Source organism: Klebsiella sp. M5al (genome assembly GCF_002090195.1).
In the GTDB taxonomy this organism is placed as follows: domain Bacteria; phylum Pseudomonadota; class Gammaproteobacteria; order Enterobacterales; family Enterobacteriaceae; genus Klebsiella; species Klebsiella grimontii.
In genome coordinates this window covers 961,779-979,731 of sequence record NZ_CP020657.1, presented here as the reverse complement: position 1 = coordinate 979,731, position 17,953 = coordinate 961,779, and the positions used below count along the sequence as shown (strand labels likewise).

Annotated in this window: 16 protein-coding genes and 1 riboswitch; of the genes, 11 read left to right on the top strand and 5 right to left on the bottom strand. The window is 52.6% G+C overall.

The window, feature by feature from the left end:
- Nucleotides 1–227: 227 nt before the first annotated feature.
- Nucleotides 228–1,196 carry a transcriptional regulator LeuO gene (gene leuO / locus BWI76_RS04690; protein ID WP_098067380.1) on the bottom strand — a complete coding sequence of 323 codons (969 nt, stop codon included), beginning with the start codon at nucleotides 1,194–1,196 and terminating at the stop codon, nucleotides 228–230.
- Between the two features lie 370 nt (nucleotides 1,197–1,566).
- Nucleotides 1,567–1,773 carry a hypothetical protein gene (locus tag BWI76_RS28015; protein WP_133116562.1) on the bottom strand — a complete coding sequence of 69 codons (207 nt, stop codon included), beginning with the start codon at nucleotides 1,771–1,773 and terminating at the stop codon, nucleotides 1,567–1,569.
- 26 nt (nucleotides 1,774–1,799) lie between these two features.
- Here BWI76_RS28015 and leuL point away from each other — a divergent pair, with 26 nt between their 5' ends.
- The 9 genes from leuL (at nucleotide 1,800) to aroD (ending at nucleotide 11,990) form a co-directional block, all read left to right on the top strand.
- Entirely contained in the window at nucleotides 1,800–1,886 is an 87-nt protein-coding gene (leuL, locus tag BWI76_RS28745) for a leu operon leader peptide (protein ID WP_009654551.1), read from the top strand.
- Between the two features lie 95 nt (nucleotides 1,887–1,981).
- Nucleotides 1,982–3,553, top strand: a complete 1,572-nt coding sequence (leuA, locus tag BWI76_RS04680; RefSeq protein WP_004128923.1) for a 2-isopropylmalate synthase — start codon at nucleotides 1,982–1,984, stop codon at nucleotides 3,551–3,553.
- A complete protein-coding gene (gene leuB, locus BWI76_RS04675) occupies nucleotides 3,553–4,644 on the top strand; it encodes a 3-isopropylmalate dehydrogenase (RefSeq protein ID WP_004872190.1) in 1,092 nt (363 codons plus the stop codon). The genes leuA and leuB overlap by 1 nt, the downstream gene beginning before the upstream one ends.
- Nucleotides 4,645–4,646: 2 nt before the next feature.
- Complete coding sequence (leuC, locus tag BWI76_RS04670) at nucleotides 4,647–6,047, top strand: 3-isopropylmalate dehydratase large subunit (protein WP_004872192.1); 1,401 nt, start codon at nucleotides 4,647–4,649, stop codon at nucleotides 6,045–6,047.
- 10 nt (nucleotides 6,048–6,057) lie between these two features.
- Nucleotides 6,058–6,663: a 3-isopropylmalate dehydratase small subunit gene (gene leuD, locus BWI76_RS04665; protein ID WP_004872194.1), complete on the top strand. Its 606-nt coding sequence runs from the start codon at nucleotides 6,058–6,060 to the stop codon at nucleotides 6,661–6,663.
- Nucleotides 6,664–7,067: 404 nt separating this feature from the next.
- Nucleotides 7,068–9,101 (top strand): FAD-dependent oxidoreductase, encoded by a 2,034-nt coding sequence (locus BWI76_RS04660; protein ID WP_004872195.1) that lies wholly within the window; start codon nucleotides 7,068–7,070, stop codon nucleotides 9,099–9,101.
- Nucleotides 9,102–9,111: 10 nt separating this feature from the next.
- Nucleotides 9,112–9,975, top strand: a complete 864-nt coding sequence (locus BWI76_RS04655; RefSeq protein WP_024360304.1) for a shikimate dehydrogenase — start codon at nucleotides 9,112–9,114, stop codon at nucleotides 9,973–9,975.
- 11 nt (nucleotides 9,976–9,986) lie between these two features.
- Nucleotides 9,987–11,201, top strand: coding sequence for an MFS transporter (locus BWI76_RS04650; protein ID WP_024360303.1), 1,215 nt, complete (start codon nucleotides 9,987–9,989; stop codon nucleotides 11,199–11,201).
- Between the two features lie 33 nt (nucleotides 11,202–11,234).
- Complete coding sequence (gene aroD, locus BWI76_RS04645) at nucleotides 11,235–11,990, top strand: type I 3-dehydroquinate dehydratase (protein ID WP_024360302.1); 756 nt, start codon at nucleotides 11,235–11,237, stop codon at nucleotides 11,988–11,990.
- Between the two features lie 37 nt (nucleotides 11,991–12,027).
- On the opposite strand, the gene BWI76_RS04640 is transcribed toward aroD, so the two are convergent.
- The gene (locus tag BWI76_RS04640) at nucleotides 12,028–12,924 is read right to left on the bottom strand and encodes a LysR family transcriptional regulator (RefSeq protein ID WP_004872203.1); all 897 of its coding nucleotides are present in this window, start codon (nucleotides 12,922–12,924) and stop codon (nucleotides 12,028–12,030) included.
- Between the two features lie 216 nt (nucleotides 12,925–13,140).
- On the opposite strand from BWI76_RS04640, the gene BWI76_RS04635 reads away from it, so the two are divergent.
- Nucleotides 13,141–14,451: an MFS transporter gene (locus tag BWI76_RS04635; RefSeq protein WP_004872204.1), complete on the top strand. Its 1,311-nt coding sequence runs from the start codon at nucleotides 13,141–13,143 to the stop codon at nucleotides 14,449–14,451.
- Between the two features lie 46 nt (nucleotides 14,452–14,497).
- Here BWI76_RS04635 and BWI76_RS04630 read toward each other — a convergent pair whose 3' ends face one another.
- Nucleotides 14,498–15,682, bottom strand: a complete 1,185-nt coding sequence (locus tag BWI76_RS04630; RefSeq protein WP_004872206.1) for a sugar efflux transporter — start codon at nucleotides 15,680–15,682, stop codon at nucleotides 14,498–14,500.
- Nucleotides 15,683–15,913: 231 nt separating this feature from the next.
- On the bottom strand, nucleotides 15,914–16,066 hold the full coding sequence (sgrT, locus tag BWI76_RS04625; RefSeq protein WP_004872207.1) for a glucose uptake inhibitor SgrT: 153 nt from the start codon (nucleotides 16,064–16,066) through the stop codon (nucleotides 15,914–15,916).
- Nucleotides 16,067–16,153: 87 nt separating this feature from the next.
- Here sgrT and sgrR point away from each other — a divergent pair, with 87 nt between their 5' ends.
- Nucleotides 16,154–17,809: an HTH-type transcriptional regulator SgrR gene (gene sgrR, locus BWI76_RS04620; protein WP_004872209.1), complete on the top strand. Its 1,656-nt coding sequence runs from the start codon at nucleotides 16,154–16,156 to the stop codon at nucleotides 17,807–17,809.
- A gap of 37 nt (nucleotides 17,810–17,846) precedes the next feature.
- Nucleotides 17,847–17,940: riboswitch (TPP riboswitch) on the top strand.
- Nucleotides 17,941–17,953 lie beyond the last annotated feature (13 nt).

Here is a 17,953-nt window from a genome sequence, read left to right as displayed (position 1 = left end):
GCATTAAAAGGATAAAAGAAAGGTTCGCAGGTAAAACACGGTGAAAAACTTCGGAGATAAGAAAATATGATAGTCAATACTCGGGGAAAATAACCAACTACAGCAAATCATCCATTTTTTAACTGACAGCGCGAGAGGCTGAGAAATGCAAACAGAATAAAATTCTACATTTAGTGAATTTTGTCACACAAAGCAGGAGCCGAAGCCCCCGTTTGTATTGCGACCGTTTATCGCTTGCAGATATTCACCAGCAATTCTTCCATCCACTGATGGCCTTTATCACGGCCCGCCGCTTCATGCCAGGAAAGATAGCAGGTACGGCTATTCACTTTCAGCGGCAAAGGTAATATTTGCAAATCCAGCTTATCGGCAAACTCGCTGGCTAACCAGCGCGGTGCGATAGCGACCATGTTGGTCTGAGAAACCACATTTAATACGCTGACCATCGCGTTCCCCTGATAGGCAATACGCGATTGTTTATCAGCAGTGTCGTACCATGGCTGGCTAAATGAGGCGTAACGATCGAGAGCGACAACGGCGTGCTCCTCCTGATAAATATCGTTTTCCATCATCGGGCCAGAAATACGTGGATGTTTACGGCTCGCCACCAAAACCATTTCATCTTTAAATAAAGGCACGCAGGCAAACTCAGGGCGACGAAACTCTTCATAGCCGACGACGAATTCGATTTCCTGATAACGTAATTGATGTTCCGTGTTTTGATTCAATGCCGATTTAAAGACCAAATGAATGTTGGGCGCGATCTCGCCAACTTTATTGAAAATAACCGAAGTCAACGCGTTATCCAGCGGGCTGCAAACGCATAAATTAAACACCCGCTCGCTGCTAAGCGGCTCAAAGCCCGAGCCCGGCAATTCGTTCTGCACTAATTGCAATGCCTGCCGTACAGAACCAAATAGCTGATAAGCGCGCGCCGTTGGCTGGATGCCGCGTCCATAACGAACAAACAGCTCATCATTAAACATCACTTTCAGCCGTGATACCGCATTGCTGACCGCCGGCTGCGACATGCCCAGGGAATGCGCCGCACGGGTGATATTTTGTTCCTGCATAACCGCATCGAATACGGTTAGCAGATTGAGGTCGACCATCCGCAGCTGAGGTTTAGTGTTTTCTACCTCAGAGGTTGATTTATATTCAGTATCTTCTTTTAACATATTTAACTCCACTGTCACGCTAAATTCCCTTTGCCAAAGTGCAGTAATTAATTCTGAAATATCATTTATCATGCATATGACATTTGCAAAAGAGCAAAGATGAATTTTAGGAATATATCAAGGTTATGAGTAGTACCAGAAAATCGGCTTTTAAACCTTCCCGTGACAACCCAAACCATATCGTTTACTTGATGGAATTAAGTGTACCCATAAATATTAAAAATAAACAATAACAGCAACGGTTAACTATAATTTAAGCACTATTACAATATCAATTTAACCCTCCCCTAAAATTCACATTTTATTATCATTGATAATTCACTTTCATATGTATGAACACATTCACAAAACAAATAAATTTAGCGTTTTCATTAAGATATGAAGCTGATCATGCGCCATATCCACGAAGCGGCAATTGAAAATGAAAATTATCAAATGGTGAAATTATCTCAACATGTCCCGATGCCCTAAAAAGGATCATCGGCAAAAAAGCGCGATTGTCAGCACAATTAGCTAATTCCCCTCTCAGGTAAAAAGGCCTTTTCTTCACCCAAGGGTTGACATCAAACCCCATATCCAGTAACTCTAAAAGCATAACGATTTCATCTGGAGCATGACGCAATGATTCGCAGCATTCGCTTTCTCAGCCTACTACTACTAAACGCATCCATTTTGCGCGGTAGGCTGTTGGGCGACGTTCATCGTTAAGTCATCTTCCAGCAAGACTATAAAACCCGCGCCAATGCGCGGGTTTTTTTATGCTCGCAAGCAAGGCGCCAGGACAGAGAACAAGGATCTAAACCATGAGCCAGCAAGTCATTATTTTCGATACGACCTTACGCGACGGTGAACAAGCGTTACAAGCCAGCCTGAGTGTGAAAGAAAAACTGCAGATTGCTATGGCCCTTGAGCGGATGGGCGTTGACGTGATGGAAGTCGGTTTTCCGGTCTCATCCCCTGGCGACTTTGAGTCCGTACAAACCATTGCGCGCACCATCAAAAACAGCCGCGTTTGCGCGCTGGCGCGCTGCGTAGAAAAAGATATCGACGTTGCGGCGGAATCATTAAAAGTCGCAGAAGCGTTTCGTATTCACACCTTTATCGCCACCTCGCCGATGCATATCGCGACCAAGCTGCGCAGTAACCTGGATGAAGTTATCGAACGGGCGATCTATATGGTGAAACGCGCGCGTAACTACACTGACGATGTCGAGTTTTCCTGTGAAGACGCTGGCCGTACGCCGATCGCCGATCTGGCTCGCGTTGTTGAAGCCGCGATTAATGCAGGCGCAACGACCATCAATATTCCGGATACCGTCGGCTACACCATGCCGTTCGAATTCGCCAACATTATCACCGGTCTGTACGAACACGTCCCCAATATCGACAAAGCCATCATCTCCGTCCATACCCATGACGACCTGGGCATCGCGGTCGGTAACGCCCTCGCCGCGGTCCACGCCGGCGCTCGTCAGGTGGAAGGCGCGATGAACGGTATCGGCGAACGCGCCGGTAACTGCTCTCTGGAAGAGGTGATCATGGCCATCAAAGTGCGCAAAGACATTATGAATGTGCACACCCGCATTAATCACCAGGAAATCTGGCGTACCAGCCAGACCGTGAGCCAGATCTGCAATATGCCGATTCCTGCCAACAAAGCGATCGTCGGTACCGGCGCCTTCGCCCACTCTTCCGGTATTCACCAGGATGGCGTGCTGAAGAATCGCGAAAACTACGAAATCATGACGCCAGAATCTATCGGGCTGAACCAGGTACAGCTGAACCTGACTTCCCGCTCCGGCCGCGCAGCGGTGAAACACCGTATGGAAGAGATGGGCTATAAAGAAACCGACTACAACATGGACCATTTGTATGATGCGTTCCTGAAGCTGGCGGATAAGAAGGGCCAGGTATTCGACTATGACCTGGAGGCGTTAGCCTTCATTAACAAACAGCAGGAAGAACCGGAGCATTTCCGCCTCGATTACTTCAGCGTGCAGTCCGGTTCCAGCGATATCGCAACCGCCTCCGTGAAGCTGGCCTGCGGCGATGAGACAAAAGCTGAGGCCGCTAACGGTAACGGCCCGGTGGACGCCATTTATCAGGCCATTAACCGCATCACTGGCTATGAGATTGAGCTGGTTAAATATGACCTGAACGCTAAAGGCCAGGGTAAAGACGCGCTGGGTCAGGTTGACATCGTGGCTAACTACAACGGCCGCCGCTTCCACGGCGTGGGTCTGGCGACGGATATTGTGGAGTCTTCCGCGAAAGCCATGGTTCACGTCCTGAACAACATCTGGCGCGCCGCTGAAGTCGAAAAAGAGTTGCAACGCAAAGCTCAGAATAAAGAGAACAATAAGGAAACCGTGTAATGTCGAAGAATTACCATATTGCTGTTTTACCAGGTGATGGTATTGGCCCGGAAGTGATGAACCAGGCGTTGAAAGTACTGGAAGCCGTTCGCCACCGTTTTGATATGCGCATTACCACCAGCCAGCATGACGTGGGCGGTATCGCCATTGACCGTCAGGGCACTCCGCTGCCTCAGTCTACCGTCGAAGGCTGCGAGCAGGCCGACGCGATTCTGTTCGGCTCCGTTGGCGGACCGAAATGGGAGCATCTGCCGCCCGCGGAACAGCCGGAGCGCGGGGCGCTGCTGCCTCTGCGTAAGCACTTCAAATTATTTAGCAACCTGCGTCCGGCTAAGCTGTACCAGGGTCTGGAAGAATTCTGCCCGCTGCGCGCCGATATCGCCGCCAACGGCTTCGATATTTTATGCGTCCGCGAACTGACCGGCGGCATCTACTTCGGCCAGCCGAAAGGCCGCGAAGGCAGCGGCCAGCACGAGAAAGCGTTTGATACCGAGGTGTATCATCGCTTTGAGATTGAGCGTATCGCCCATATCGCCTTCGAGTCCGCCCGCAAGCGTCGCCACAAAGTGACCTCGATTGACAAAGCGAACGTGCTGCAGTCTTCTATTTTGTGGCGTGAAATCGTCAGCGAAATCAGCAAACAGTATCCTGACGTTGAGCTGTCGCATATGTATATCGACAACGCTACCATGCAGCTGATTAAAGATCCGTCCCAGTTTGACGTTCTGCTGTGTTCCAACCTTTTCGGCGACATTCTGTCTGACGAATGCGCCATGATCACCGGTTCAATGGGAATGCTGCCGTCCGCCAGCCTCAACGAGCAGGGCTTCGGCTTATACGAGCCCGCAGGCGGCTCCGCGCCGGACATCGCCGGTAAGAACATCGCGAACCCGATCGCGCAGATCCTCTCGCTGGCGCTGCTGCTGCGCTACAGCCTGGATGCCGATAGCGCGGCAACAGCGATTGAAAATGCGATCAACCGTGCATTAGAAGAAGGCGTGCGTACCGGCGATTTAGCGCGCGGCGCGGCGGCGGTCAGTACCGATGAAATGGGCGATATCATTGCCCGCTATGTCGCTGAAGGGGTGTAATCATGGCGAAGACGTTATACGAAAAGTTGTTTGATGCTCACGTGGTTTATGAAGCGCAAAACGAAACCCCGCTGCTGTACATTGACCGTCATCTGGTTCACGAAGTGACCTCGCCGCAGGCGTTTGACGGCCTGCGCGCGCATAAACGCCCGGTGCGTCAGCCGGGTAAAACCTTCGCCACGATGGATCACAACGTTTCGACGCAGACGAAAGACATTAATGCGTCCGGCGAGATGGCGCGTATCCAGATGCAGGAGTTAATTAAAAACTGCAAAGAGTTCGGCGTTGAGCTGTATGACCTGAACCACCCTTTCCAGGGCATCGTCCACGTGATGGGGCCGGAACAGGGCGTCACCCTGCCGGGTATGACCATCGTCTGCGGGGACTCCCACACGGCAACCCATGGCGCATTCGGCGCGCTGGCCTTCGGTATCGGCACCTCTGAAGTCGAGCACGTTCTGGCGACACAGACCCTGAAGCAGGGGCGCGCCAAAACCATGAAGATCGAAGTCAAAGGCAAAGCCGCGCCGGGCATCACTGCCAAAGATATCGTCCTGGCGATTATCGGTAAAACCGGCAGCGCCGGCGGGACCGGTCACGTCGTGGAGTTCTGCGGTGAAGCCATTCGCGATTTAAGCATGGAAGGCCGTATGACCCTGTGCAATATGGCGATCGAAATGGGCGCGAAAGCGGGCCTGGTGGCGCCGGACCAGACCACATTTGATTACGTCAAAGGCCGTCTGCACGCGCCGAAAGGCGTAGATTTTGCCGACGCCGTCGCTTACTGGAAAACCCTGACCACCGACGATGGCGCGACGTTTGATAGCGTTGTCACCCTGCAGGCGGAAGAGATTGCCCCGCAGGTCACCTGGGGCACTAACCCGGGCCAGGTGATCTCCGTTACCGACATCATTCCGGATCCGGCCTCATTCTCCGACCCGGTAGAGCGCGCGAGCGCTGAGAAAGCGCTGGCCTATATGGGGCTGAAATCTGGCGTGCCATTAACCGAAGTCGCCATTGATAAAGTCTTTATCGGTTCCTGCACCAACTCGCGTATCGAAGACTTACGCGCGGCGGCCGAGATCGCTAAAGGCCGCAAAGTCGCGCCGGGCGTTCAGGCGCTGGTCGTACCGGGTTCCGGTCCGGTGAAAGCGCAGGCCGAAGCAGAAGGCCTGGATAAAATCTTTATTGAAGCCGGTTTTGAGTGGCGTTTACCGGGCTGCTCCATGTGCCTGGCGATGAACAACGACCGTCTGAATCCGGGCGAGCGCTGTGCCTCCACCAGCAACCGTAACTTTGAAGGCCGTCAGGGCCGCGGCGGACGCACTCACCTGGTCAGCCCGGCAATGGCAGCAGCGGCGGCCGTGACCGGTCATTTCGCCGATATCCGTAGCTTGAAATAAGGAAACCATCATGGCAGAGAAATTTACCCAACATACCGGCCTGGTGGTTCCGCTGGACGCCGCGAACGTCGATACCGATGCAATTATTCCAAAGCAGTTTCTGCAGAAAGTCACGCGTACCGGTTTTGGCGCCCATCTGTTTAACGACTGGCGCTTCCAGGACGACAAAGGCGAACAGCCTAACCCGGAATTCGTGCTGAACTTCCCGGAGTATAAAGGCGCCTCTATCCTGCTGGCGCGGGAAAACTTCGGCTGCGGCTCCTCGCGCGAGCACGCACCGTGGGCGCTGACCGATTACGGCTTTAAAGTCGTTATCGCCCCCAGCTTCGCCGATATCTTCTACGGCAACAGCTTTAACAATCAACTGCTGCCGGTCACGCTGAGCGAAGCGCAGGTCGATGAGCTGTTTAAACTGGTCCACTCTCAGCCCGGCATTAAATTTGAAGTCGATCTGGAATCCGAGGTGGTTAAAGCTGGCGATAAATCCTATAGCTTTAAAATTGACGCTTTCCGCCGTCACTGCATGCTTAACGGTCTGGACAGCATCGGCCTGACTCTGCAGCACGAAGAAGCGATTTCAGCCTATGAGCAAAAACAACCGGCCTTTATGAATTAAGGCGACCCGCAGTTTATAACTCAGCCCGAACTTCGCTTCGGGCTTTTTTTCGTCGGGCGAAAATGAGATCTGGCGCACATATATCAATATTAGTCGCCCTGGCAAAACAAATTTTTATCCGTAAAAAATATAAATCATTATCAATTGGGCATCTATTCAATCATTCCCCCACTCTTTTTGTGTCATTCCACAAGTACAAGTAAAAAATCGATTGAAATATTTAAGATAAAAACATGAATATGTAAATTGATTGTTAATCCCATAGAATCCCGCTATAGCTCCACGCAAAAAAAAGCATTATTTTTCTATTAGACCCCTCGTTATCTTTCCCCACAGAGAAATATTAACTTTGGACAGGCCAGAATCGCCGTAAGCGGCCATCAGGCATCCAGTGGAGAGAGCATATGAGCCACTACCCCCATCTTTTTTCCCCGTTGACCATTAACGGAATGACGATAAAAAACCGCATCATCATGCCGCCGATGGGGACCAACCTGGCGAGCCTGAACGGTGAAGTCACCCAGGAACAGATTGACTACTATGAGCTACGCGCGCGGGGCGGCACAGGACTCATCACTATCGAGAATATTTGTATCGATTTTCCTTTCGCCTCTAACGGCACCACGCAGCTGCGTATCGATAACGATCAATATATTCCGCGCCTGTTCAAATTAACCGAAACCTTACATAAACACGGTGCCTGCGTCGGTATTCAATTAAACCACGCTGGCGCTTCAGCCTATGCGTATCGCCTGAATGGTGAAATGCCGCTTTCTTCTTCAAGCACCCCGTCCAAAAAGAACGGTAATATTCCCCGTCCGATGACGCACGACGAGATTTATCATGCCGTCGATAAATTTGGTGATGCCGCGGAACGCGTACGCCGCGCCGGATTCGACTGCGTGGAAATTCACGCCGGCCACTCTTATTTAATTAGTCAGTTTTTATCACCGCTGTTTAATAAGCGCACCGATGAATTTGGCGGTAGCGTAGAGAATCGCGCCAGAATATTAACCTTAATCGTCGATAAGGTACGCGCCTGCGTAGGTCCGCGTTTCCCGGTCAGCCTGCGTATTAGCGCCGATGATTTCCTGGAGGGCGGGAATACCCTCGAAGATTCACTGCGGATCCTCGAACTGTGCGAGGAAAAAGTAGATATTATCAACGTCTCCGCAGCGCAAAACGACAACCTGAATTTCCAGATAGACCAGATGTCTCTGGAAGATGGCTGGAAGCGCTACCTCTCCCGCGCGGTACGTGACAAATTCCACAAACCCACGGTGATTGCCGGCAACATCCGTACCCCGAAAGTCGCAGAAGATATTATCGCCAGCGGCGATGCCGACCTGATTGCCATCGGTCGCGGGCTGATCGCCGAGCCGGAGTGGGTGCAAAAAGTTCAGAGCGGTAACGAACGTTTGATGCGGAAATGCATCTCCTGCAACATTGGCTGCGCGGATCACCGTATCGCCCGCTCGCGCCCTCTGCGCTGCTCGATCAACCCGGATATCATCCACGGCGACGCTTACAAACAGCAGCGCGTGATCCGTGATACCAACGTCGTGGTTATCGGCGCGGGTACGGCGGGAATGGAAGCCGCATGCACCGCGGCTGAAGTCGGCTGCCATACCTGGCTGCTGGAAGAAAAACACAGCATCGGCGGGCTGGCCAGTGAGATCTCCCTGCTGCCGGAGAAAAAGCGTATCGCTGATTTTCCGCAGTTTATGAAAAACCGTATCGCCTCCCTCGATAACCTGATGCTGCAGGTCGGCAAGCGCGCCACCGTGGCGTCCGTTTCCGCTTTGCGCCCGAATTTAATCGTCAACGCCACCGGTTCAGTTCCCCTGCTGCCGCCGATTGAAGGGCTGCGTGAAAACATCGATGTCGAAGGCGGCAACGTCTTCTCCATTACCAACATGATTCATCATCTGGACCAGTTTGCCGATGCAACGGGTAAACGCATCGCCGTCGTCGGCGCGGGCGCCGTGGGTCTGGACGTTATTGAATACTTCTCCGCGCGCGGTGCCAGCGCCGTGCTTATCGAGATGCAGGACGCGCCGGGACGCGATCTGGACATCATTACTAAAAATGCCATGTTGACCATGCTCGATGAACATCACGTGGAACAGCACATGCGCACGCAGCTGGTTGCCGTCACCCCAACGCATTTCACCGTTAAAAATGCGGATGGCGCCTTCGACATTCCTTTTGATTACGGCTTCGTCTGCCTGGGAATGCGCGCCAACACCGCCGGTCTCAATGAGATTGAGCAATGGGCCAGAGCCAATAACGTAAAAATAATGAACATCGGCGACAGCCTGATGGCCCGGCGAATTATTGATGGCGTGCGCGAAGGGCGCAACGTGCTGGATACCCTCGAAGATATGGGGGCTCTCGGCAACCGCGAATCGACAAAAATTCCATTTCTAACATATTGAGGATTTTATCATGGCAGAACGTATTACCGGACACACCGAGCTGATTGGCCTGATTGCGACCCCGATTCGTCACAGCATGTCACCGACCATGCACAACGAAGCTTTTGCCCATCTGGGGCTGGACTATGTTTACCTGGCGTTCGAAGTGGGTAATGAAGAGCTGAAAGATGTGGTACAGGGCTTTCGCGCGTTAAAACTGCGCGGCTGTAACGTCTCGATGCCGAACAAAACGGAGATTTGCCAGTATCTGGACAAACTCTCTCCGGCTGCAGAGCTGGTTGGCGCGGTGAATACCGTGGTGAACGACAATGGCGTACTGACCGGCCACATCACCGATGGCACTGGATATATGCGCGCGCTCAAAGAAGAAGGCATCGACATCATCGGCAAAAAGATGACCGTGCTGGGCGCCGGCGGCGCGGCAACCGCCCTCTGCGTACAGGCCGCGCTGGACGGCGTCAAAGCGATCTCCATCTTCAACCGCAAAGATAAATTCTTCGCCAATGCAGAACAGACCGTCGCCAAAATCCGTAACAACACCCGCTGCGAGATCCACCTGTTCGATCTGGACGACCATGACAAACTGCGCGCGGAAATCGACAGCAGCGTCATTCTCACCAACGCCACCGGCGTGGGCATGAAACCGTTTGAAGGCCAGATGCTGCTGCCTGACGACAGCTTCCTGCGCCCGGACCTGATCGTGTCTGACGTGGTCTATAACCCGCGCAAAACCTATCTGCTGGAAGTGGCCGAGAAAAAAGGCTGCCGCACCATCAACGGTCTGGGGATGATGCTCTGGCAAGGCGCGCGCGCTTTTGAAATCTGGACAGGCAAAGAAATGCCGGTTGAACACATCAAAAGTATCCTGTTCTAAGGATGGGCGCGATGAAAAATCCATATGTCCCAACGGCAGCTGGGCTCTATCTAAACTACCTGATCCACGGCATGGGGGTGCTATTAATTACCCTCAATATGGCGAATCTGCAGGAACAGTGGGGAACCGACGCGGCCGGCGTCTCCATCGTCATTTCGTCGCTCGGGATTGGCAAGCTCGCCACGATCGTCACCGGATTCCTGTCCGATCGTTTTGGCCGTAAACCCTTTATCTATCTCGGGATTGCCAGCTATGTGGTGTTCTTTCTCGGTATTCTGCTGACGAAAAATATCTATCTGGCCTACTGCTGCGGCATTATGGCGGGACTGGCGAACAGCTTCCTCGACTCCGGTACCTACCCGGCGCTGATGGAATCTTTCCCAAACTCCGCCAGCCGCGCAAATGTGCTGATTAAGGCCTTTGTCTCTGCCGGGCAGTTCCTGCTGCCGTTCATTATCAGCCTGCTGATTTGGGCGAATATGTGGTACGGATGGTCGTTTATTATCGCTGCGGCATTGATGCTCCTGAGCGCCGTCTACCTGATAAAAATGCCGTTCCCGGACCATCGGGCGAAAAAGGAGAGCGCAGAAAAATCGCCGGCTGCCGCCGCTGCCCCACAGGCGGACTCCAGTAAACTGGATATGGTTATCTTTACCCTGTACGGCTATATCGGTATGGCGACGTTTTATCTGGTCAGCCAGTGGCTAGCGCAGTATGGCGAGTTCGTTGCCGGTATTCCTCACGAGTCGGCAATTAAACTCCTGAGCGTCTATACTGCGGGTTCCCTGACGTGCGTATTCGTCACCGCCGCCTTTGTCAAAGAGGTATTTAGTTCAGCCGTCGCCATGATCGTCTACACCTTCCTGTCGATGATTGCATTGCTGATCGTTTGCCTGTTCCCGACGCCAATGGTGGTTACCGGCTTCGCCTTTATCATCGGTTTCTCCGCCGCCGGCGGCGTACTGCAGATAGGCGCGACCATCATGGCCATGAGCTTCCCGAACGGGAAAGGCAAAGCCACCGGGATCTTTTATACCGCAGGCAGTCTGGCCAGCTTTACGATCCCGCTGATCACGGCAAAACTATCGAAGATAGGTATCGCCAGCATTATGTGGTTCGATCTCCTGATCGCTATCGTCGGCTTTGTGATCGCCCTGTACATCGGTTATCGTCAGCTTCAGGTTCGCGCCGCTGCCAGAACATCCCATGTTGCAGCAACCGCCTGATGGTCAATGACAAAAAGAATAATGGATACCAACATGACTCAAGCAGTAACAGTAAAAAACATCACCTTCCAGGAAGGGGAAACCTTAATTTGCGTACCGCTGATCGGTAAAACGCTTGCCGAGCTGCAGACCAACGCTCGCGCGCTGGCTACCGCCGGAGCTGACATTATCGAATGGCGCGTCGATCACTTCACCCAGGTCAGGGAAATTGAGCAGGTCCTGCTGGCGCTGGGTGAAATTCGCCAGCTGCTGGATGCGATCCCGCTGCTGTTCACCTTCCGCAGCAAAAAAGAGGGTGGCGAAACGGAAATCAGCGATGAAGCCTACTTTGAGCTAAATCGCCAGGCGGCCGTCAGCGGTCTGACCGACGTGATTGATATCGAGCTGTTTAACGACGAAGCGCAAATTCGCTCGCTGGTGAATGATGCCCATGCTGCTGGCGTAAAGGTCATCATGAGCAATCATGATTTCCATAAAACGCCGGCCCAGGAAGATATCATCTACCGCCTGCGCCGCATGCAGGATCTCGGCGCTGACCTGCCGAAGATCGCGGTTATGCCGCAGTCGCCGCAGGATGTCCTGACGCTGCTCTCGGCAACGCTGACCATGAAAGAGAAGTACGCCACTCGACCGTTAATCACCATGTCGATGGGTAAATCCGGCGGCGTCAGCCGGGTAACCGGCCGTTTGTTCGGTTCAGCGATGACCTTCGGGACCGTAGGCCAGGCTTCTGCGCCGGGACAAATTGCCATTACCCAACTGCGTGAACTGATGGATATCCTTTCCTGATAAAACATCGCCCGGAGGTCTTCCTCCGGGCATCATGCTAGCGGATTTTTTGACTGTCATTAATAATGACATCTTTAAATGACTGAATAGCTGGAGAAAGTACCCGCTCTTTCATCGTTGCCAGGTAGATATAACGTGGAGGAATCGCATTTTTGATCGTCAGGATATGCACGTTGTAATACGAGAGCGCGGAAATTCGCGGCATAATCGCAATCCCATAATCAATACTGACCAGCCCCGCCATCGCCGTATCCTCATCAACGTAGCAGGCAATATCCGGCACCAGTTTTTGCTGCATAAACACGTTATCAATAAAAGGTCGCAGACCGCTATTTTCTGAAAAATAGATATAGGGGTAGTGGATTGTCTCCACCAGGTCGACTTCATTTTCATAGAGCCTGGCCAGAGGGTGATCTTTTGCCGTCACCACCACCAGTTCTTGCTGAATAATAGGAATAAAATCAATATCCGGTTCATCCGCAATATAAGAACAAATAGCCAGATCGCTTTTCCCGGCCTTGAGTTCCTGCAGAAGCGTTAACGACGTACCCTGCGTAAAGGAAAATGTCACATTGTGACGAGATGGTGAAAGTGAATACTTATTAATTAACTGCGGAACAACATACTCTCCCATGGTATAAATAAACGCGATGCGTATATTCTCTTTGTTCTCTGCGCTATTTTTTTGCAACGTCATGCGGCCATTTTCTAACGAGGCCAGCGCATCTTCCACGTAGGGAAGAAAGCGCTTACCGTTCTGCGTAATCTTGATATTGCGCCCCTGCCTGGCGAATAGCGCCACGCCCAGCTCTTTCTCCAGTTCAGATATGGCATGGCTCAGCGAGGGTTGAGTGATAAAAAGGCTGGAGGCGGCTTCAGTGTAGTGCTCGGTTTCTGCCAGCCGCTTAAAATAATAAAGTTGCTTTAGGTTCATTATTTTTGCTCGTATAATATAAGAATAAAACTAATGCCCCTAATATACCATACAAGCCATCTATGATGAGCCGAAACGGAGAAATACCGGCGTTATATCAAATATTGTTTTACGTAACAAAGCATGACTTCTCATCGATAGAGTCAATACTTAAGCAGAATATTTCTGCATGCATAAATACATGCAAAAATATTTTAAACTTTAAAGGAAATCACTATGAGGACGATCGATGCTCAGGAACGGCCGATTTTGCCGTCGGCCGCGCAGAAGCGAACTAAAACGCGAATTGTAATTTTAATGTTACTATCGATAGGGACGATGATAAATTATCTCGATCGTACTATTTTAGGTATTGTTGCTCCCAAGTTAACAAGCGAAATACATATTGACCCGGCGATGATGGGGATCGTTTTTTCTGCTTTCGCCTGGACCTACGCGCTGGCACAAATTCCCGGCGGGATGTTTTTAGATCGCTTTGGCAATAAACTGACCTACGCGCTTGCTATTTTCTTCTGGTCAACCTTTACCTTATTACAAAGTTTTTCTGTCGGGCTAAAGTCTCTGCTGCTGCTGCGTTTAGGCTTAGGTATCAGCGAAGCCCCCTGCTTCCCGGTTAATAGCCGGGTCGTCAGTAAATGGTTCCCCCAGCATGAACGCGCTCGCGCGACGGCAACTTACACCGTCGGTGAATATATTGGCCTGGCCGCATTCTCCCCGCTACTTTTTTTAATTCTTGAACATCATGGCTGGCGAACGTTATTTATTCTGACCGGCGGTCTGGGCATCGCGTTTACTTTTGTATGGTGGAAGTTTTATCACGAACCGCATCAATCAAAAACGGCAAATAAAGCAGAGCTGGAGTATATCGGCGTAGAAAATACGGCTGCCGCCAATGAAAACATCCCTTTCAACTGGCCGGATGCGAAGCGTCTACTCTGCTGCCGACAAATCATTGGCGCCAGTCTTGGGCAATTTGCCGGTAACACCACGCTGGTGTTCTTCCTGACATGGTTCCCGACTTATCTGGCCAACGAACGCCACTTACCGTGGCTACACGTGGGTTTCTTCGCCTCCTGGCCGTTCCTGGCCGCCGCTATCGGGATATTTTTCGGCGGCTGGGCATCCGATAAAATATTAAAGAAAACCCAGTCGGTTAATATTAGCAGGAAGCTGCCTATTATTTCCGGACTGCTGCTTTCGAGCTGCATCATCCTTGCTAACTGGGTCGACAGTAATACCGCAGTGATTATTATCATGTCGGTAGCTTTTTTCGGCCAGGGGATGGTCGGTCTCGGCTGGACGCTTATTTCTGATATTGCACCAAAAAATATGGGCGGCCTGACCGGCGGGATCTTCAACTTCTGCGCAAATATGGCGTCAATTATCACCCCATTAATTATTGGCGTCATCATATCAATGACTGGAAATTTTTTCTACGCGCTAATTTATATCGGTTTAACCGCAATAATTGGCGTTATCGCCTATATTTTTATTATCGGTGATATCAAAAGAATTGAATTGAAATAACCGGCCCAGACATTGCCCCGGCTTCCTGCCGGGGCAATGAAAACGCTTAGATATCTTTCACCCTGCTGGTCATAAACAGCGTCACCAGGGAAATCGCGGCAATCGTCCAGTAGACGCTGGCGTGGCCATAGCTTTGCGACAGCGCGCCCTGAATGACCCCGGCCAGAATGACTCCGGTGGAAATACTGTTGGTAAACAGCGTCGTCGCGGCCCCCGCCCTTCCGGGCATCAGATCCTGAAACCACAGCATGCCAATCCCGGCCACAATGCCGATAAAGACGGCATTAAACAGCTGTAAAATCAGCAGCGCAACCCGGTCGTGAAACAGAATCAGGCCGATATAAAACAGCACACCCGCCGCAACCGCCGTCACCATCATATTGCGCTTGCCCCAGCGCTTAACGTAGTAGCCCGCCAGAATCATCGCCGGGATCTCCAGCCCGGCAGCGGTGCCCATCAGGATCCCAGCAAGGCTGTCCGGCAGGCCAAGATCGCTGCTGATCCAAAGAGGCATATCAATGATATACATGGTATTGCAGGTCCACATCAGCGTGGAGGCGATAAACAGCATCCGCACGTTTTTATCGTGCCACCCTCCGGCCTGCACCAGCACTTCGGCCCCTTCCGAGGGTTGTTCAACGCGGGCGACCGACGGTAGCTTAAAAGCGATCAGCGCCAGGCTAATGACAAAGATCCCGGCGGCAATGGAGAACATGGTGGTGAAGCCATAATTCAGCGCCAGCATAAAAGCCAGCGGTGGGCCAATGACCCACGCTAGCGAGAGCTGCGCACGCATTATCGAACTGAACATCACCACTTCGCGCGCCGAGCTATCGGCATATTCCCGCGCCAGAGCGAAGAGCTGCGGCATCGCGGCATTCGCCACGGAGGCCAGCATAACCCCGCAGGTAATCAGCGTCAGATAGTGGCGATTGAACGCAAACAGCAGCGCGTTTCCCACCGCCATCAGGCAGCAAAACATAATCAGCCGTCGACGATCGCCTCGACTATCGGAGCGTTTAGCCAGCGCCAGGCTGACCAGAATCCCGGCAATGGCGTTAACGGTATAGAACAGCCCCACCCAGAAAGGCTGCGCACCGACTTCGCGGCTAAGAAATAAGCTGAGCGTCGGCGCCTGCAGCGCGCCTGCGATCCCCATCATGAAAGCGACAAGCATAAAAGCGGCGTAAACGCCGTTAAGCCGACGCCCCATCGTCATTAACCACAGCATGAAATATCCTTAAACACGCGAAGAAGAAAACGAAAAAAGCCAGCAGAAGTTTTCTGCTGGCGGGTGATTCTATACTCTATGGATTTCGAGTTGCGGGCAGGCGGCCAGAACGTAAGTCCCTGGGAACATAGATAACTATGTGACCCGGGCGAGCGGGCGCAGCCAACGCACCTGCAGCTTGAAAGACGACGAGTATAACACCAATACTCAGTCACACATGATGTCTGCAAGTCAATGTTCAGAGGTCTGCGACGTAACTCCCCACTGCATCAGTTCACCGAGAATTTCCTGCTGTCTTTCTGCCATCAGGCGGGCCATCCAGGACGCATCCTGCGTCGCAGAAAAGTAGCATTGGTAGAACTGTTTTGCGGTTGACCTCATCATATCCACCTCCTCGCTTCATCGACGTGGATTATTGCCTTAATATAGGAAGTAATAAATTGCTGAGTTTTTATCAGGAGTTCCCCTTTTATGTCTTCCGGTCGTTTACAACAGCAGTTCATCCGCCTGTGGCAGTGCTGCGATGGCAAGTCGCAGGAGACAACGCTGAATGAACTGGCAGAGATGCTAAGCTGCTCGCGTCGTCATATGCGTACCTTACTCAACATGATGGAGGCGCGCGGCTGGCTGACCTGGGAGGCGGAGGCCGGACGCGGCAAGCGTTCCCGGCTCGCTTTTCTCTATACCGGTCTCGCGCTGCAGCAGCAGAGGGCGGAAGATCTGCTGGAGCAGGACAGAATCGATCAGCTGGTACAGCTGGTGGGCGATAAAGCCGCCGTCCGGCAAATGCTGGTTTCCCATTTAGGCCGCAGCTTTCGCCAGGGTCGGCATATCCTGCGCGTGCTCTACTACCGGCCGATGAAAAATTTGCTGCCCGGCAGCGCGCTGCGCCGCTCGGAAACCCATATCGCCCGGCAGATTTTTAGCGCTCTCACCCGGGTAAATGAGGAAAATGGGGAACTGGAGGCCGATATTGCTCACCATTGGCAGCAGATCACCCCGACCCACTGGCGCTTTTTCCTGCGTCCGGGGATTCATTTTCATCATGGTCGCGAACTGGAGATGGAGGATGTCATCACCTCCCTGCAGCGCAGCAACGCGCTGCCGCTGTTTTCTCATATCGAGCGTATCGACTCCCCTACCGCCTGGACTCTCGACATTCATCTCAGCCAACCCGACCGCTGGCTACCGTGGTTGTTAAGCCAGGTACCGGCCATGATCCTGCCGCACGAGTGGCAGTCGATGGACAATTTCTCCAGCATCCCCGTCGGCACCGGGCCCTACTCGGTGGTGCGCAATAACCAGAACCAGCTCAAAATTCACGCCTTTGACGACTATTTCGGCTACCGGGCGCTGATCGATGAAGTGAACGTCTGGGTCCTGCCGGAAATCAGCGAAGAGCCCAACGGCGGGTTAACGTTACAGGGCACCACGCAAAGCGAGAAAGCGGTAGAAAGCCGTCTGGAAGAGGGTTGTTATTACCTGCTGTTCGACGCCCGCAGCCCGCTCGGCGCCAACGCGGCGGTACGCCAGTGGTTAAGCTATCTGTTCCAGCCCGCCAGCCTGCTCTACCACGCCGGCGAGCACTATCAGGGAAACTGGTTCCCGGCCTATGGTCTGCTGCCCCGCTGGCATCACGCGCGCAGCCACGCCTGCGAAAAACCGCCGGGCCTGGAAACGGTCAGGCTGACCTACTACCAGGACCACGTCGAGCATCGCGTGATCGGCGGGATCATGGCGACGCTGCTGGCCGAGCATCAGGTTAAGCTGGAGATTCAGGAACTGGAATACCAGGAGTGGCACCGCGGTGAAGCGGTCAGCGACGTGTGGCTTAACAGCGCCAACTTTACCTTGCCGATCGATTTTTCCCTGTTTGCCTGGCTGTATGAAGTCCCGCTAATTCGCAACTGTATTCCCATCGACTGGGAGGAAGACGCAAGCCGCTGGCGCGCGGGAGAGCTTAACCCCGCCACCTGGAGCCAGCAGCTGCTGGCCAATCAAACCGTGGTGCCGCTCATCCACCACTGGCTGATGATCCAGGGGCAGCGCAGTATGCGCGGCGTACGCATGAACACGCTCGGCTGGTTTGACTTTAAATCCGCGTGGTTCGCGCCGCCGGAACCGTAATGCTTTCAGTCCGCTGACAAAATCATTACACTAACTGCCGTTCTCAACGGGGTGCTGAATTATGGCTGAGAAAATACCCGTCGAACCTGATCCGGATAACGCCGGCGAAGGGATTTGAGGCCCACTCAAAATCCTTTGCCCCCC